This window comes from Hymenobacter telluris (genome assembly GCF_017313265.1).
Taxonomy (GTDB): domain Bacteria; phylum Bacteroidota; class Bacteroidia; order Cytophagales; family Hymenobacteraceae; genus Hymenobacter; species Hymenobacter telluris.
The window spans coordinates 116,581-132,733 of record NZ_JAFLQZ010000011.1 but is presented as its reverse complement, the minus strand read 5'-3'; the positions used below and the strand labels follow the sequence as shown (position 1 = coordinate 132,733).

13 protein-coding genes, 2 tRNA genes and 1 pseudogene are annotated in these 16,153 nt (G+C 57.3%); 4 read left to right on the top strand and 12 right to left on the bottom strand.

Annotated elements, in window-relative coordinates; all coding sequences use genetic code 11:
• The first annotated feature begins 95 nt into the window (after positions 1-95).
• Positions 96-1,268 (top strand): GNAT family N-acetyltransferase, encoded by a 1,173-nt coding sequence (locus J0X19_RS16110; protein ID WP_206985447.1) that lies wholly within the window; start codon positions 96-98, stop codon positions 1,266-1,268.
• Positions 1,269-1,351: 83 nt separating this feature from the next.
• On the opposite strand, the gene coaE is transcribed toward J0X19_RS16110, so the two are convergent.
• The 8 genes from coaE to J0X19_RS16070 form a co-directional block, all read right to left on the bottom strand.
• Positions 1,352-1,945 (bottom strand): dephospho-CoA kinase, encoded by a 594-nt coding sequence (gene coaE / locus J0X19_RS16105; protein ID WP_206985446.1) that lies wholly within the window; start codon positions 1,943-1,945, stop codon positions 1,352-1,354.
• A 98-nt stretch (positions 1,946-2,043) separates the two neighbouring features.
• Positions 2,044-3,006 carry a YbbR-like domain-containing protein gene (locus J0X19_RS16100; RefSeq protein WP_206985445.1) on the bottom strand — a complete coding sequence of 321 codons (963 nt, stop codon included), beginning with the start codon at positions 3,004-3,006 and terminating at the stop codon, positions 2,044-2,046.
• Between the two features lie 102 nt (positions 3,007-3,108).
• Positions 3,109-3,426 (bottom strand): preprotein translocase subunit YajC, encoded by a 318-nt coding sequence (gene yajC, locus J0X19_RS16095; protein WP_206985444.1) that lies wholly within the window; start codon positions 3,424-3,426, stop codon positions 3,109-3,111.
• 128 nt (positions 3,427-3,554) lie between these two features.
• Positions 3,555-4,085: a DUF1573 domain-containing protein gene (locus J0X19_RS16090; protein ID WP_206985443.1), complete on the bottom strand. Its 531-nt coding sequence runs from the start codon at positions 4,083-4,085 to the stop codon at positions 3,555-3,557.
• A gap of 183 nt (positions 4,086-4,268) precedes the next feature.
• Positions 4,269-5,273, bottom strand: a complete 1,005-nt coding sequence (locus tag J0X19_RS16085) for an isocitrate/isopropylmalate dehydrogenase family protein (protein ID WP_206985492.1) — start codon at positions 5,271-5,273, stop codon at positions 4,269-4,271.
• A 183-nt stretch (positions 5,274-5,456) separates the two neighbouring features.
• Positions 5,457-5,768, bottom strand: coding sequence for a YtxH domain-containing protein (locus J0X19_RS16080; RefSeq protein ID WP_206985442.1), 312 nt, complete (start codon positions 5,766-5,768; stop codon positions 5,457-5,459).
• A gap of 172 nt (positions 5,769-5,940) precedes the next feature.
• Positions 5,941-7,125 (bottom strand): transcription antitermination factor NusB, encoded by a 1,185-nt coding sequence (gene nusB / locus J0X19_RS16075; protein WP_206985441.1) that lies wholly within the window; start codon positions 7,123-7,125, stop codon positions 5,941-5,943.
• 126 nt (positions 7,126-7,251) lie between these two features.
• Positions 7,252-8,343 (bottom strand): Glu/Leu/Phe/Val dehydrogenase dimerization domain-containing protein, encoded by a 1,092-nt coding sequence (locus tag J0X19_RS16070; RefSeq protein ID WP_206985440.1) that lies wholly within the window; start codon positions 8,341-8,343, stop codon positions 7,252-7,254.
• A gap of 212 nt (positions 8,344-8,555) precedes the next feature.
• On the opposite strand from J0X19_RS16070, the gene J0X19_RS16065 reads away from it, so the two are divergent.
• Complete coding sequence (locus J0X19_RS16065; protein WP_206985439.1) at positions 8,556-10,343, top strand: ABC transporter ATP-binding protein; 1,788 nt, start codon at positions 8,556-8,558, stop codon at positions 10,341-10,343.
• An 84-nt stretch (positions 10,344-10,427) separates the two neighbouring features.
• On the opposite strand, the pseudogene J0X19_RS16055 reads toward J0X19_RS16065, so the two are convergent.
• Together J0X19_RS16055 and J0X19_RS16050 are read right to left on the bottom strand one after the other, a co-directional pair.
• Positions 10,428-11,563 (bottom strand): annotated as a pseudogene (locus tag J0X19_RS16055) (NAD(P)/FAD-dependent oxidoreductase).
• A gap of 84 nt (positions 11,564-11,647) precedes the next feature.
• Entirely contained in the window at positions 11,648-12,181 is a 534-nt protein-coding gene (locus tag J0X19_RS16050) for a T9SS type A sorting domain-containing protein (RefSeq protein ID WP_206985437.1), read from the bottom strand.
• Positions 12,182-12,799: 618 nt separating this feature from the next.
• On the opposite strand from J0X19_RS16050, the gene J0X19_RS16045 reads away from it, so the two are divergent.
• Both J0X19_RS16045 and J0X19_RS16040 read left to right on the top strand, forming a co-directional pair.
• Positions 12,800-12,873, top strand: a tRNA-Pro gene (locus J0X19_RS16045).
• 94 nt (positions 12,874-12,967) lie between these two features.
• A tRNA-Pro gene (locus J0X19_RS16040) sits at positions 12,968-13,041 on the top strand.
• Between the two features lie 174 nt (positions 13,042-13,215).
• On the opposite strand, the gene J0X19_RS16035 is transcribed toward J0X19_RS16040, so the two are convergent.
• Positions 13,216-14,808, bottom strand: a complete 1,593-nt coding sequence (locus J0X19_RS16035; protein WP_206985436.1) for a Na+/H+ antiporter — start codon at positions 14,806-14,808, stop codon at positions 13,216-13,218.
• Between the two features lie 158 nt (positions 14,809-14,966).
• Positions 14,967-15,932: a YitT family protein gene (locus tag J0X19_RS16030; RefSeq protein WP_206985435.1), complete on the bottom strand. Its 966-nt coding sequence runs from the start codon at positions 15,930-15,932 to the stop codon at positions 14,967-14,969.
• Between the last annotated feature and the right edge of the window lie 221 nt (positions 15,933-16,153).

The window sequence follows — 16,153 nt, the reverse complement described above, 5'->3', positions numbered from 1 at the left end:
GTACGTCTGCGCTTGCTACTCTAGGCATACCAGCAGAAACCGTAATCTTTGGGGCGCTTTCCCTGTTTGCCAGCTATTCCCTTTTTGCCGCTGCCATGCCACTGCTCGAAGTTACCACGCCCGCGCAAGTCCGTCATTTTCTGGACCTGCCCTCCCGCATCTACCGCAACCACCCCAACTGGATTTCGCCGCTCGACCACGAAATAGAAGTGGTATTCGACCCGAAGAAGAATCCCAACCTGGCTACAGGCACCGTTATTCGCTGGATTCTGACCGATGCTGCTGGCGAAACGATTGGCCGGGTGGCTGCCTTCGTGAATCCGGCCACGGCCCACGCTGATACTAACCTGCCTACCGGGGGGATGGGGTTTTTCGAGTGTATTGACGACCAACACGCAGCCGACACGCTTTTCGAGGCCTGCCGGAACTGGCTAGTGGATCGGGGCATGCAGGCTATGGATGGGCCGATAAATTTCGGGGAGCGGGACCGGTTCTGGGGGTTATTGGTTTCGGGGTTCACCGAGCCTAACTACGGTATGTTCTACCACCCGCCGTACTATCAGCAATTGTTCGAAAACTACGGTTTCCAGCTCTATTTCAAGCAGTACACTTGCCACCGCGGCGTGGCGATGCAGCTGCACCCGAGCTTCAGCAACGCGGCGGTGCGCTACGCCGAGCAGTACCCAGCCTTCCAGTTTCGGCACGCCAGCAAGCGCAACGCCAAGAAGCTCGCCCACGACTTTCACCACGTATATAACCTGGCCTGGGCCAACCACAGCGGTATTGCGGGCATGTCGTTGGAGAAGGCGCGCGACCTAGTGAAGCAGATGAAGCCGGTGCTGGATGAGCGCCTGCTGTGGTTTGCCTATCACAACGACGAGCCCATAGCCTTCTTCGTGAGCTTGCCCGAGCTGAACCAGATTTTCAAGCACGTGGGGCGCAACTTCAACCTCTGGAACAAGCTGCGCTTTTTGTGGGAAAAGCGGAAATACGAGCAGCGCACCGACAAAAAGTTGTTCGGGGTCATCTTCGGGGTGGTGCCGGAGTGGCAGGGCAAAGGCGTGGAAAGCGCCCTAATGGTGCACGCCCGCGCACAGTTCATGCAGGCTGGCTACTCGGAAATCGAAATGAACTGGATTGGCGACTTCAACCCCCGGATGCTGGCCCTAACCCGCTCCATCGGGGCCCGCATCTACAAAACACACGTCACCTACCGCTACCTCTTCGACCGGGAGCGGCCCTTTGAGCGCAGCCCAATAATTAGGTGAAATTGTGAAGTGGTGAAATAGTGAGTTTGATGTTCTGCCGCTTGCACAGATTGCGCAGATTGAACATCAAACTCACCACCTCACTATTTCACCATCTCACCATGTAGCGCCAGCACTTGTGGGATAAGTAGGTGGTGGTCGTCGTTGTAGATGACGTGGTTGGCGCGCTGCACTTTTTCCTCCTCGCTCATTTGCTTGCCGATGATGGCCAGAATATCGTCGGGGGTGCGGTGTGGGTCGCGGCGTAGTACGCGGGCCTGGCGCACGGCTTGGGGCGCAAACACGGTGATAATCTGGTTGAGCTGCCGGTACGCGCCCGATTCGTAGAGCAGCGCGGCTTCTTTGAGTATATACTGGTGCCCCTCTGCTTGCCGAGCCACCGACCACGCCTCGAAGTCGCGGCCGACGGCGGGGTGTACCAAGGCGTTGAGGCGAGCCAGCTGCGCGGGTTCGGCAAAAGCTACCCCCGCCAAATACACCCGGTCGAGCTGGCCGGCTTCGTTGAAGGTCTGAGGGCCGAAGGCAGCCGTTAGCTGGTCGCGCAAGGTAGTATCGTGCCCCATGAGCCATTTGGCTCGCGCGTCGGAATCATAGATGGGCGTGCCCAACACCTGGAACAGGCGGCAGACCATGCTTTTGCCCGAGCCAATTCCGCCCGTAATACCGATGCGCAGCATACTTGTGTTCGTTTTTCGTTGGTGGGTTTATGTTTTTCGGGCCTGATTTTTCGCGGGGGTTCCAACCGCCGGAAAACAAAAAACCAACACCAAAAAACTCATTGCCGAGTGATACGGACGGCAGGGGTAATAATTCGGCTGCCCCGCACCACGTCGGGCAGGTCGGTGAGAATGGGTTGCAACGTGGAATCGGGGCCAATAAATGAGCCGAAGCGCAACTGAACGTGCACCTGGCTCTGGTGGAGGCGGGCCGTATCCTCCTTGAAGCACTGTAGCCGCACGCGCACGGTGGCCGGTTGGAGCTGGTAGCTGGTGTTGGCCGGAAATCCTACCAACTCAGGCTCTACCTGCATGGCAATAACCACCAGCGGCCGGGCTTGCAGGCGCACTTTCACTTCGGGCACGTTGGTTACCACCAGTTCGGGCCCACCAATAGGCACACGCAACGTACCGTTGGTACTGCTGGCAGGCGCCTGGGGCAAATGCACCGGATACGGGTCGGCTAAAGCTTCCACTTGTTCGGCCGGTCCTTGAAACACCACGGTTTTCGGCTCGAAAACTGCGGCGTACGGCAACGCCGAACCATCGGCAGCCGGACTGAGCGCAAGCGGTAGCCGGCGCTTCACCAGCCTATCAAAATTCACCCACAGCGTATCGCTGATGAGGTAATTGAACTGCAAGCCTTCCATTGCCGTCTGCAACGCGGGCCGTACGGCGGTGCCCGTTACGTAACGGGTAGCCGGCAAGCCCCGCAGCAAGGATATTTCGGCGGGCTTCACGTCCAGCATCAATTGCTTGCGCAGCAGTTTCCAACCTCGGCCGGTTACGTTCACGGCCACCTCGGTGGGCAGGGGCTGCACCGGAATATACCGGGTATCGTCGTAGCGCCACGCCAGCGGATACAGGATGCGGGTGGTGTAGGTTTTGCCCAACGCATTGAGCAGCCAGAACGTGCTGGCTACCAGAAAGCACGCCGTTACCGCCTGCCAATAACTCCGCCCCTGCCCGTAGAATGGACTGGTAAACCAGCGCAGCAAACGGATGGAACGGTTGAAAAACATGGGGCGGTAGTGGGGCTAGAAAGACGTAACCGAAAGACAAAGTAGGCAATTAAAGACTGCTTCGCCTTTCCTGTATCATACGCAGCCCCTACCCATCCGTCCTTACTCTTTCACCACTTCTTTGGCCGGCTTCACCTCGCGGGCAATGGCCGAACGGTCGAACTTCAGGCGGGTGCCTTTGTCCACTTCAATCGTCACCGATTCGTCGGTCAGGTCCAGCACTTTGCCGTGCAAGCCGCCAATGGTTACGATGGTAGAGCCTTTGGCAATAGAGTCGCGGAATTTCTTGGCTTCGGCGGCTTTCCGTTGCTGCGGCCGAATCATGAAGAAGTACATCACCACCGCAATACCAATCAGCGGCAGAAAAGAAACCCAGCTTTCGCCGGCGGGGCGGGCTTGTAAAAGAAGCGTAAGCAGCATATGGTGAAATGGTGAGATGGTGAAATGGTGAGTAGTGAGATGGTGAAATGATGGGTTTAATATTCCGATAGCACCAATTGCGCAAGTCGAACATTAAACTCACTATTTCACCATCTCACCATTTCACCTTATTGCGCTACCGGGCCTTGTGAGCCGTCGGGGAGGATGTTGGCCTTGATGCTGATTTTGGTGATGCTCGGCGAGGTATTGCCCCGCACTGCTACCTCCTTGTTTTGGATGCCTGACTTACCGTGGCTGTCGAACTGCACATCAATGGTGCCTTTGGCACCGGGGGCAATGGGCTCCTTGGTCCAGTTGGGGGTGGTGCAGCCGCACGAAGCAGTAGCGTTTTCAATCAGCAGCGGCGACTTACCGGTGTTGGTAAACTCGAAGGTGTGCTTCACCACCGAGCCAGGCTGAATGTCGCCGAAGTCGTGCTCGGTTTGCACGAAGGTCATTACCGGCGCATTCGGGTTGGGCACCTCCGTGTCGGATACCACGTTGGGGTTGTCAACGGTTGGGTTGGCGGCGGCTTCGCTAGCGTCAGTGGCAGCGGCATTCATGCCTTCGGTGCCTACTTCGCTGGTTTTGTCGGAGTTGCAGGCGCCGGTCAGCAGTACGCCCGAAAGCAGGAGAGCAGAAAAAAGAGTACGTTTCATATGAGTGGCAGGGGCCATACGCTTACAGGTACGGTGTAAAAGTTTCCCGTAAAATTACGGTTTATTCGTGGGCTGTGGCGCACAACCCAATAGCAAAGACCTTTTTACGGTGGAACGGGCAGTTGCTTTGCCGCGCCACCGTAAAAAGGTCTTTGCTATTGGGTTGTGCTACTTATCAGCAGCTTACTTGCTTAAGTTGCTGATAATAGCCTGGGCAAACTCGCTGGTAGAAGCCGTGCCGCCCAGGTCGCCGGTGCATTTCTCTTTGTCTTTGAGGGTGGCTTCCAGCGCCTTCTCGATGGTGTCGGCGTACTGGTGCTCGCCGAGGTGGTGCAGCATCATCAGGGCCGAGCGGAGCAGCGCGGTGGGGTTGGCTTTGCCTTGGCCGGCAATATCCGGCGCCGAGCCGTGTACGGCTTCAAAAATGGCCATTTCGTCGCCGATGTTGGCCCCGGCCACCACCCCCAGGCCGCCCACGAGGCCGGCGCAGAGGTCGGAGAGAAGGTCGCCAAACAGGTTAGTGGTCACAATCACATCAAACTGCTCGGGCTTGTTCACGAGCTGCATGCACATGTTGTCGATGATTTTATCCTCGAACACAATCTGCGGAAACTCGGTAGCAGCTTCCTTGCAGGCGTTCAGCATGATGGTGCCGGCCATCTTAATGATGTTGGCCTTGTGGGCCAGGGTTACTTTCTTGCGGCCATGCTTGGCGGCGTACGCAAAGGCAGCGCGGCATATTTTGCGGGCGCCCGCCACCGTGATGCGGGCAATGGAATCAGCAATGCCCAAACGTTCGTCCCACACTTCCAGCCCTGAGTACAGCCCCTCGGTGTTTTCGCGGAACAGTACCAAATCAATGCCTTCGTAGCGGGTTTTGATGCCTTCCGTGGTTTTGGAAGGCCGCACATTCTGGTAGAGGTCGTACTTCTGGCGCAGCGTTACGTTGATGCTGCGGAAGCCCTTGCCCACGGGCGTGGTAATCGGGCCTTTCAGTGCCACCCGGTTTTTCTCCAGCGACGTCAATAAAGCCTGCGGAATCAATTCCCCCGACTGGTCGAAGGTGGTCTGGCCGGCGTTCTGCTCTTCCCACTGCACGGGCACCTGCGCCGCCGCAAAAATATCAGTTACCGCTTTCGTGATTTCAGGGCCAATGCCGTCGCCGGGGATGAGGGTGATAAGGTGCATCAAAAAGTGAATAAAGTGAAGGGATGGGGAAGCGGGCCCAGCCGTAGCCGGGGTACGTGCCGCAAAGGTACCACGCCAGAATGTGCTAATAATGAAAAATGTGCTGATGCGCTGATTTGCGACGGTGAAGCAACACCCCTGCAAATCAGTACATCAGCACATTTCCGGTGCCCGCGCGGGCCATTATAGGGTCTTGCGCGAGTTAATTTGGTTGATGAGCTGGTCTACGTCGCCAAGGAGCTGCTCGGCCTTGCTCTTGGCGTCTTGAATCACGCGCTGGCCTTCACTTTTGGCCGACGACGGGCCGATATCCGAGCGGCTGGTTACCAGGTTCTCGGTAATGTCGGCCAGGGCCTCGCGGTATTTCTCCAGCTGATAGCTCAACCAGCTCCGCGTTTCGCGGCCGGTTTCGGGGGCGTATAACAAGCCAATAACGGCTCCGGTGACGGCGCCGCCGGCAAAGCAAAGAATGCCGGTGAGGGTTTTGCTACTCATTGTATGAAGAGTGAGTATGAACTAGTGAGTATTGAACAGGGAAAGTGAGCCTTAATACGCAGAACTGCCAGCTGAGGTGCAGTGGGTAGTTGGTATTGAGTAATTAGTAGTAGGTAATAGGCAATAAAACCTAATGCCCATATCCAATTACCAACTACCCAATACCTACTACCTACTGGTTATCCAGCAAGCCACGGCCTGACTTGCGGATGGCGCCGCTGGCCGTCAGATCCTGGGCCAATTTATCCAGAATCCCGTTCACGAACTGCTTGCTCTTAGGCGTGCTGTAAATCTTGCTGATTTCGATGTACTCGTTGATGGTCACTTTCACCGGAATACCGCGGAACAGGTGCATCTCGCAGAGCGCCATTTTCAGCAGTATCTTGTCGGTGAGGGCCACGCGCTCCACGTCCCAGTTCTGGGTTGATTCGGCAATGAGCTTCTCGTACTTCTCGTCTTCGGCCAGGGTTTGCTTGTAGAGGCTTTCGGCAAACTCCTTGTCTTCCTGCCAGTTAGCCGACAACGACATCAGTTCCAGCTTCTCGTCGGCGGCTTCGTCGAGCATCTTCACCGTCTTGAGCACCAGGTTCTTCACGATGGGCCGGTTTTCTTCCCAGTTCAGGTCGTCTTCCTCGATGTAGCGGGGCAGGTTTTCGCCCTTGAACACGTAGGTTTTGTAGAGGTGCTTGAGCATTTCTTGGTCTTCGGCGTAGTTGCCGGCCGGCGCCGCCAGGTAGCTGTGCAGTTCGGGGTCGTTGCGCATTTCGTTGCGCCAGGCCAGGCGCAGGGCTTCCCGCTCGTCTTCGCCTTTCCACTGCTGAGCGCGGCGAATGGTGAGGTCAAGCAGTTGCAAGTTGCTACGCAGCTTCTCAATGACTGGGTTTTGCTCCAGCCGCGTGGTATCCAGCATCGGCTCCTTGGAAGCCAAGTGCTTACGGGCTTCGCGCACCTTTTCTTCCTCGATAATCTGAAGCAATACTTCCGGAATATTGAGCAGGTGCAGGTACTGGTCGTGGATGCTTTCGGCGGCGTGCACCATCTGGCCGGCGTAGAACGTAGCGTCCTTGGCAACGGCTTTCTGATAGTACTTCATGGCATCCTGCACGGCGTCCTGCACGTCGGCATCGTCGCTTTTCTCGGGTTCCTGGCCCGACTTGTGCCACTCCTTAAAGGTAAGTTCGGCCATTTTCTGCTGGCCTTTCAGCAGGCGCTTGTCCTGGGGTTCGGGCGAAGTCAGGTCGGGCGCGAAGGCATCCGCAATCCGGTCATTAGCCAGTAAAAAATCAGACCCCACGGCCTGATGGTAGGCGTACAGGGCCTGCATGACCTTGATGCGAAGCGTGCGACGGTTGAGCATTCTTGTTGAAGTTGTGAAATTGTGAGATGGTGAAATAGTGAGTTTGATGTTTTGACGGCGCCGCTTGCCCAGATTGCGCGGCTAGAACGTCAAACTCACCATTTCACCACCTCACAATTTCACCATTTAGTAAGTGGATTTGACTTTGCCGATGGCGGCAATGCGCTCCTCGGCTTGCCGGATGGCCGCCGCCTGGGGGTGCGTGCCTTCCTGCTCGGCTTTGGTAAGCACTTGGGTGGTGTAATCGAAAATTTTCTCGGTTTGGGTGAGGGCCGACTGGCGGCTGCCTCCAATTACCTCGGAGTAAACGTTGATGAGGCCGCCGGCATTAATCAGGAAATCGGGGGCGTACACGATGCCGCGGTCCACAAGGGCAGGGCCGTGCACGTTTTCGTTTTCCAGCTGATTGTTGGCGCAACCGGCTATTACCCGGCACGTGAGCCGGTCAATGGTATCGTCGTTGATGGTAGCACCCAGCGCGCATGGCGAGTAGATGTCCACCTCTTGGTCGTAGATTTCATCGAGGCCAACGGCGACGGCACCGAAACGGGCAGCGGCTTCCAAGGCGCGGTCTTCGTAATAGTCAGTCAGTACCAACTTGGCGCCTTCTTTCTGCAAGTAATCCATGAGGTAAGTACCCACGTGGCCCACGCCCTGCACGGCAATGCGCTTACCAGCCAGGCTCTCTGAACCGAAAGCCTTTTTGGCGGCGGCCTTCATACCCATGTAGGTACCGTAAGCTGTTACCGGCGACGGGTCGCCGGAGCCGCCCATGCTTTCGGGCAGGCCCGCTACGTGCTTGGTTTCCATCCGAATGTATTCCATGTCCTTGGTGGTCATGTTCACATCTTCGGCGGTGATGTACTTGCCGTTCAGGTTCTGCACGAAGCGGCCAAACTTGCGCAGCAGGGCCTCGGTCTTCATGGTTTTGGCGTCGCCGATGATGACGGCCTTGCCGCCGCCCAGGTTCAGGCCCGAAATGGCGGCCTTGTAGCTCATGCCGCGCGAGAGGCGCAGCACGTCGTGCAAAGCGTCGGCATCAGAAGCATAGTGCCACATGCGGGTACCACCCAGCGCCGGGCCCAGCACCGTGTTGTGAATACCGATGATGGCACGCAAGCCCGTTTCGTGGTCGTGGCAGAACACCACTTGCTCGTGTTGGAACTCGGCAATTTGACCAAAGACCGACGTGTCGGTCGTCTCGTGAAATTCAACCATGGGAAAGGAGATTGAAGAGTGGGTGGGATTTGGGAAAGGAAAGAGCGGGACTTGACTGTTGTATCTTTGCCAACCGCAACGCCTACAATGAATCGGGCGTTATGGTCGGCAATTCGGGTGCAAAAGTAACTCAATTTCCGGTTCCGGCTATTGGCTACGCTCTTTACGGGGCCAGCCGGGCCGCTGTTTTCTCGTCTCCACTCCCCTCTGCTGTGTCCGCTCTTTCCGCTACCAATAAGTACCTGTTTCGCTACAAATGGCATTTCCTGGGCGGAATCCTGTTCGTGGCGCTCAGCACGTTACTGGCCATTTTCCCGGCCCAGATTGTGCGCTACGCCTTCGATTTGGTGAGTGAGGGCATTGACCTGTACCACCTGTTTGCAGGCACCTCGTCGCAGGGCGAAGTGTACTCGTTGTTTGGGCGCAACGTGCTGCTGTACGGCATCCTGATTATCGTGCTGGCGTTGCTGCGGGGCATCTTCCTGTTTTTCATGCGCCAAACGCTCATTGTGATGAGCCGGCACATTGAAAACGACCAGAAAAACGAAATCTACCAGCACTACCAAACCCTGCCGCTGGCCTTCTACCGCCGCCACAGCACCGGCGACCTGATGTCGCGCATCTCGGAGGACGTAGGGCGGGTGCGCATGTACTTCGGGCCGGCCATCATGTATTTCATGCAACTGGTGCTGCTGTTCGTGCTCATCGTGCCGCTTATGTTCATGGTGAACGTGAAGCTCACGATTTACACGCTGCTGCCGCTGCCCATCCTGAGCGTCAGCATTTTCTACGTCAACAACCTGATTGAGAAGAAGAGCGACGAAATCCAGCGCAGCCTCTCGGGCATGACCACCTTCGTGCAGGAGGCGTTTTCGGGGATTCGGGTGCTGAAGTCGTTTGTACGGGAGCAGGATTCGCATCAACAGTTTGCGCGGGCGTCCAATGAATACAAGGAGAAGTCGTTGAGCTTGAACTTTGTGAACTCCCTGTTTTTCCCGCTGATTATGTTTCTGGTGGGCCTCAGCACCATTGTCACGGTGTACGTGGGGGGGCAGGAGGTTATCCGCGGCACCATCACCACGGGTAGCATTGCCGAGTTCCTGATTTACGTGAACCTGCTGACCTGGCCCGTGACGGCGCTCGGCTGGACCAGCAGCCTCGTGCAGCGCGCCGAAGCCTCGCAGGCCCGCATCAACGAGTTTCTCGACCAAAAAACCGATATCGTTTCGCAGCAGAACATCGAGCAGGAAATGGTGGGCGACATTGTGTTCGACAACGTATCGTTCACCTACCCCGACACCGGAATCCAGGCCCTGCACAACGTGAGCTTCCGCATCCGGCCGGGCCAGACCCTAGCGGTTATTGGCAACACCGGCTCGGGCAAAAGCACCGTGGCCGTGCTGCTCTGCCGCCTCTTCGACGTAACCACCGGCACCATCCGCATCGACGGCGTGGATGTGCGCGACTATTCATTGAACTCGTTGCGCGAGCAAATCGGCTACGTGCCCCAGGACGTGTTTCTGTTTTCCGATTCCATTCGCAACAACATCAACTTCGGCCTCAACAACCCTACTGAGGAACGAATGCAGCAAGCCGCCAAAGACGCTAATGTTTACGACAACATCATCCGCTTCCCCGAGGGCTTTGATACCAAGCTCGGCGAGCGGGGTATTACGCTTTCCGGCGGTCAGAAGCAGCGCGTCAGCATTGCCCGCGCCCTGGTGAAGGAGCCGAAAATCCTGATCCTCGACGACTCCCTCTCGGCGGTAGATACCAACACCGAAAACGCCATCCTCGATGCCTTGCAGCGCATCATGCACAACCGCACCAGCCTCATCATCTCGCACCGCGTGAGCTCCGTGAAGCTAGCCGACGAAATTCTGGTGCTCGACGACGGCGTAATTGTGCAGCACGGCACCCACGAAGTGCTGATGCAGGACGCCGACGGCCTGTACCGCGCCCTCTACGAGCGGCAGCTGCAAAGCGAGGACGCGGCCTGATTTTCGTTGTTCGTGGTTGGTTTTCGTTATTCGGCGCATATCGGTCATAACAAATAGTTTCTAGCACGAACCGAACAACGAAAACTAGCCAGCCATTAACTCTGCCACCCGCTTGCCAATACCCGCGCCCAGCGCCACGCCCATCCCGTTGCAGCGCAATGCCCCAAATATGCCGGGTGCCAGTGGCTCCACTATCGGCTCCAAGTCGGCACCAAAGGCCATGACGCCGCTCCAGCGGTAGTCGATGCGCACGTTGCGGCCGGGCAGAATTACCTCGTGCAACAACTGTTCAAGGTGGTTTTGGATGAGCGGGGTCAGGCCGGGAGTGGTAGTAGCTTCGGCCGCAAAATCGAGGTGGCGGCCCCCGCCGAGCAGCACCCGGTTGCCTACCTGCCGGAAATAGTAGTAGCCTTTGTGTAGTGGAAGGTGCCAGGCAAGCGCAGGCCAGGCAGAGGTTCCGTCACCAGCACTTGGCCGCGGCCGGGCTGCACATCGAGGTTGGGGAAGAACTGCCGGCTGAAGGCGTTGGTAGCCAGCAGCACTTGTTCGGTTTCGATGGTGCCCAACGGAGTTTTCACGCGCACCGTACTTGCGGCCGGCTCCAGCGCCAGCGCGGGGCACCCATGCAGCACCGTAACACCGGCCTGCCAGGCCTGGCGCAGCAGGGCTTCCATCATCCGGCCAGTATCCAAGGCGCCTTCCGCGGTGTTTTCCAGCATCACTTGCACGCCCGCAAACCCTAGGCCGGTCAGCTGGCTACTAGCATCCCGGAAAATGGCACTAGTACCGATGACAGGAGCCAGCAACGCATTATAATACGAAATGGCCGCCTGGCACCGCTCGGCCAGCTCGGTTTCAGTGGCCCGAAATAGCTCGAAGCCGCCTACCGGCTGATAATCCAACACAGCATCCGGCACCAGTTGCCGCAGTTCGGCTAAGCCTTCCCAGCGGGCCCGCACCACTTGCAACAGCGCCGCCGTGCCGCCGCGCGCCTCCTGCTCCAGCAACTCCGAAATACTGCCGAAACAGGCGAAACCGGCATTTTTGGTGCTGGCCCCGTTGGGCAGCACGTCGCGCTCCAGCACGAGGACCCGCGCCGCGGGCCGAAGCCGCCTCGTGTGCAGCGCCGCCGTCAGTCCCACCAGTCCCGCCCCGATAATCACTACATCGAAGCCGTGCAGGAAGGTTTGGTGCTCCCAATAGGAAAGTAGAGTGGCCATACCACCAAATATACACTGCTCCAAACATGAAAACGCCCATCCGGCCGAGGCCAAATGGGCGTTCTGGAATGTACCGACTGCGAATTATTGACCTACCATTACGCGCTTTATCCCGCGCCGCTCCCCAGAGGTACACTGCACGATATAAGCACCGGGCGGCAGGTGACTGACATCGAGCACGGCCGTTTCGGAGCTGCTGATTAGGTCGCGGGTGATAACCGGACGGCCATCGGGGCCATTGATTTCCACGCGGGTAGGGTTGGGGGAGTTGGTGCGCACCGTAAGCCGGCCCGTTATGGGGTTGGCGCTGGCCTGCACTTTCAGCAACGAGGTATTGACGGCTGGCACCACCATTTTGTCGGTGACGAGGGCTACGGGGGCGGCAGGGGCCGCAGCCGTAGCAGCGGCTGGCTTCGGGGCAGTTGCGGCCGGCTTGGCAACTGCTGGTGCAGCTGGTTTGGCTGCGGTAGCCGGGGCGGGCTTCTTGGCGGCGGGCACGGCCGCTTTCACCGGGGCTTTGGCGGCAGGCTTAGGTGCAGCACCCTTGGTTTGAGCCCGCACAGGTTCAACCAGCACCAAAGTCAGAAGCAGAAAAACAAGAGAAAGTACAGATTTCATATGCATACCTACGACAACGTGAGCTACCCAGATTTCTTGTAAAATTAATCAAATATACGCCTCTCCAATCATAATTCCTCTGAAAGTGCTAATAGCCAATATCTTCTACTGATTATCATAATCACAGTTTGCTACTATAAAACGCAATTCGGCGGCGCAGCTAAATACCTGAGCCAATATGCGTGGCCTGATTAGCGGCCGAAATGCAGCAGAGCGCCTGATAGGCTAAGCAGCGAATTGTACTCCAAAAAGCTTAGCACTAAGCCCGATAGACAAACTAAAAAAATAGTGTTGCTCGGAAGTAGCGCGGTTCATGTTTGGCTTGGTTGTTTTAATGAAACTGCCACGGCTACTCTCCTGCTACAATGCGCTAGAGCCATTGAAATACGAATCGGAAGCATTGAAATTTCAGCTACAACTCCCAGCAGCCGGAACGTTGGGGCAACAGCTACGCGTAAAGCCAAGCAGCAGACAATGAGGCAACTTGCCGTGAGCAGGCCGGGCAATGAATTGAAAAACGGGCTGTATCCCGTTCGTGTGGGTTTTCACGCCAGTAATTTTATTGCGGGTAAATTGCGCTACATCCAAATTCTCAATTACCTTTGTGGCATAATTCCTCGGGGTGTAGCGTAGCCTGGTATCGCGCCAGCATGGGGTGCTGGAGGTCGTAGGTTCGAATCCTGCCACTCCGACTGAAGAATTTCTTGTTGAAAAGCCTCTGGGAACCCCACCCGGAGGCTTTTTTCGGCCCTTTCCATCTGGTTAGCAGTTGCGCAGGGCCGCTCTCGGGGTGTAGCGCAGCCCGGTAGCGCGCGTCGTTCGGGACGACGAGGCCGTAGGTTCGAATCCTGCCACCCCGACTTTCTATTTCACTTGCAAACGCCTGCCGAACAGTTAGTTGGTTGGCGTTTTTGCTTTATATCAGGCAGCAAGCGAAGTACAGTTGCGCTGATTGTAGTTGAGTTAGGCTTGCCACTGTGGCGAGGACTTCAGCTTGTAAGCCAGGATACGTTTTAAGCTACAGCAACCAGCACCTACGCCTTATCGGAGGCCAGCCGTGACTCTTCGAGGTCTAGCTCGTTCTCAATTTTGCGGAGCACTTCTTCGCTGGTTTTCTCTTCATGCCGCAGCTGCTCCAATACCCGCCGCTCGAACCGAATTACGGTTTCTTGCAACTGCTGAAACTGAGAAATCGGCTTTTCATCGAGGAGGCTGGCGCGCACGCCTGACGCCCGGTTGCGCAAACGCTCCAACCGAATTTCGTAGCGGGTGCGCATGCGGGCTAGCACGTCGGCGGGGGCCTGGCGGCTGCCATCGGGGCTGGCCAGGTAGGCGGCGGTTTGGGTGGCTAGCAGCATCCGCACTTCCACTTCTTCGTGCTCCAGGCTGTTGTCGGGTGCAATGCCAAGCCAGCGGATCAGGGGGGCTAAACTTAAGGCCTGCCCTACCAGCGTGCAGAAAATCACGACGAAGGTGATGAACAGAATCAGGTTGCGGTGTGGAAACGGGACGCCGGGGCTGAGCGTGAGCGGCAGGGCCAGCGCCGCCGCCAACGACACCACGCCGCGCATTCCGGTCCAAGCAATTACCGTAACCAGCGGCAACGCAGGCGCAGGCTCCCGCTCCCGAATGCTGCCGCTTAGCCAGCGCGGCAGATACGTACCCGGATACACCCACAGCAGCCGGCCGATTATGACGGTCAGGCTAATAACCAAGCTGTAGCCGAGGGCCATCCACAACGACTGCCTATCGGTATCGGCCAGGATAACGGGCAGTTCTAAACCAATCAGAATAAAGACCAAGCCATTGAGCAACAACACAATGGTATTCCAGACGGCGTAGGTTTGCAGCCGGGACTGGTGCTCGAAGATGAGGGCCGACCGCCGCGTGAGAAACAGCCCCGCCGCCACCACAGCCAGCACGCCAGACACATGGATTTCTTCGGCTGTTAGGTAGGCCAGATAGGGCGTCAGGAAGGTTAGGCTGGTATCGACGATGGCATTGCGGGTGAGCAGATGCACCCGAAACACCAGCCAACCAACGGCCAGCCCAATAGCTGCTCCGGCCGCAGCCGCCCACACCATTTGCAGGCCCGCCTGCCACAGCACAAAGTTTCCGGTGAGCACCGCCACTAGTGCGTAGCGGTAGGCAATCAGCCCCGAAGCATCATTGACAAGGCTCTCCCCTTCCAGAATAGTAACCACCCGGCGCGGCAACCCCAGCCCCTTGGTGGCACTGGTGGCAGCTACGGCATCGGGCGGCGAGATAATGGCCCCCAGCAGAAACGCCACCGGCCAACTGAAACCCGGTATCAGGGCGTGGGCCACCACTGCTACCAAGCAGGTGGTGAACAGCACGCACCCCAAAGCCAGCAGGCCAATAGGGCGCCGGGCCGCTTTGAAGTCGGGCCAGGAAGTGCCCCACGCGGCCGAATACAACAGTGGCGGCAGGAAAATCAGGAACACGAGGTCGGGGGCCAGGGCCACGCGAGGCAGGCCGGGAGCCAGCCCGAGCCCCATACCCACCAGCACCAGCAGCACCGGGTACGGCAGCCGCAGCCGGTCGGCTACCTCGGCCAGAATGGTGACTACTGCCAGCAGGGCAATGATGAGTTCGATGTTGTGCATAGACTAGCGAAGCTACTGAAGTGGCTCCGACTTAGCCTGTTGCCGGAGCCTGAATGCTTTAGTGGCAAGATGGGGCATAGAAAAATAAGCTGCCCCAGCGAATTACTTCACTGAAACAGCTTATCAGAGTTGCAGCATTATGCAGCCAAGGGGTGCAGTTAGTGCAGGGGCCGTTTTTTCACCATACCGCCTTTGGTTTCGCGCACACTGTGCATAACCACAAAGGCCTGGGGGTCAATCTTTTCGATTTCGGTTTTCAACTGTGTGACTTCCAGGCGGGTAGTCACGGTGAAAATAATGTCGATGGCGGCGCGCTGGTGGCCGTGGGAGCCGTACCCGCGCTTGCCCGCGTACACGGTGGCACCGCGCCCGAGCTTTTCGGTGAGCATCTGCCGGATTAGCTCGCTCTGCGCCGACACGATGGTAACGCCGGTGTACTCTTCAATGCCTTCGATGATGAAGTCGATAGTTTTAGCCGCCGACAGGTAGGCCAGAATGGAGTACAACGCCGTTTCGATAGACAGCAAGTAAGCCGCCGCCCCGAAAATCACTAGGTTGATGAGCAGAATAACGTCGCCGACGGAAAGGGCAGTTTTTTTGCTCAAGTACACGGCCAGCACCTCCGTACCGTCGAGCACCGCGCCGCCGCGCACCGTTAGGCCGATACCGGCGCCAAGGAAGAACCCGCCGAAAACGGCAATCAGCAGCTTATCCTGGGTGAGGGTTGGGAACGAAACCACCAACAGGGTAAGTGCCAGCCCGATAATAGCAATCAGGGTTTTGAGAGCGAAGCCGCGTCCCATTTGATAGTAGCCCAGCACCACAAACGGGATGTTGATAACCACAATCAGCAACGACAGCGAAATACCCGTTAGCTGACTGGTAAGCAGCGAGATACCCGTTACTCCCCCATCGATAAACTCGTTGGGTAGCAGGAAGCCTTTCAAGCCTAGCGCTGCCGACAGAATGCCTAGAATAATAAAAATGGCCTGCCGGAAATAGCGGCCCAATTCTCGGTCATTGGACTGCGCCGGGGCATCTACCGCGGCGGCAACAGCAGCGGTTGGTAGTGGGGAAGAAAGCAAGGTGCTTGTACGGGTCAACTCTCGTAGGCGCTGAAGCATAGACTGTTGAAGAAGCATGAATACAGTAGGTTTGCTGCTTGCGCAAGTATTTTCTGGCTGCGCTAGTGGCACGGCGGCAAAAGGCAGCAAGCAGCAGGTTAGCAAGGAAATACGCCACTATCCGACATGGGCGCATTATGGCATTGGCTATGGCGCATAATGCACGTTCAAACCGAATAGCTAAGGAGCATTCGGTAGTACGGAAATTAGCAGCAACCGCT

Coding starts and splice junctions, on each gene's coding strand:
- J0X19_RS16110 (WP_206985447.1), top strand. CDS start 96: ATGCCACTGCTCGAAGTTACCACGCCCGCGCAAGTCCGTCATTTTCTG.
- coaE (WP_206985446.1), bottom strand. CDS start 1,945: ATGCTGCGCATCGGTATTACGGGCGGAATTGGCTCGGGCAAAAGCATG.
- J0X19_RS16100 (WP_206985445.1), bottom strand. CDS start 3,006: ATGTTTTTCAACCGTTCCATCCGTTTGCTGCGCTGGTTTACCAGTCCA.
- yajC (WP_206985444.1), bottom strand. CDS start 3,426: ATGCTGCTTACGCTTCTTTTACAAGCCCGCCCCGCCGGCGAAAGCTGG.
- J0X19_RS16090 (WP_206985443.1), bottom strand. CDS start 4,085: ATGAAACGTACTCTTTTTTCTGCTCTCCTGCTTTCGGGCGTACTGCTG.
- J0X19_RS16085 (WP_206985492.1), bottom strand. CDS start 5,273: ATGCACCTTATCACCCTCATCCCCGGCGACGGCATTGGCCCTGAAATC.
- J0X19_RS16080 (WP_206985442.1), bottom strand. CDS start 5,768: ATGAGTAGCAAAACCCTCACCGGCATTCTTTGCTTTGCCGGCGGCGCC.
- nusB (WP_206985441.1), bottom strand. CDS start 7,125: ATGCTCAACCGTCGCACGCTTCGCATCAAGGTCATGCAGGCCCTGTAC.
- J0X19_RS16070 (WP_206985440.1), bottom strand. CDS start 8,343: ATGGTTGAATTTCACGAGACGACCGACACGTCGGTCTTTGGTCAAATT.
- J0X19_RS16050 (WP_206985437.1), bottom strand. CDS start 12,181: ATGAAATCTGTACTTTCTCTTGTTTTTCTGCTTCTGACTTTGGTGCTG.
- J0X19_RS16035 (WP_206985436.1), bottom strand. CDS start 14,808: ATGCACAACATCGAACTCATCATTGCCCTGCTGGCAGTAGTCACCATT.
- J0X19_RS16030 (WP_206985435.1), bottom strand. CDS start 15,932: ATGCTTCAGCGCCTACGAGAGTTGACCCGTACAAGCACCTTGCTTTCT.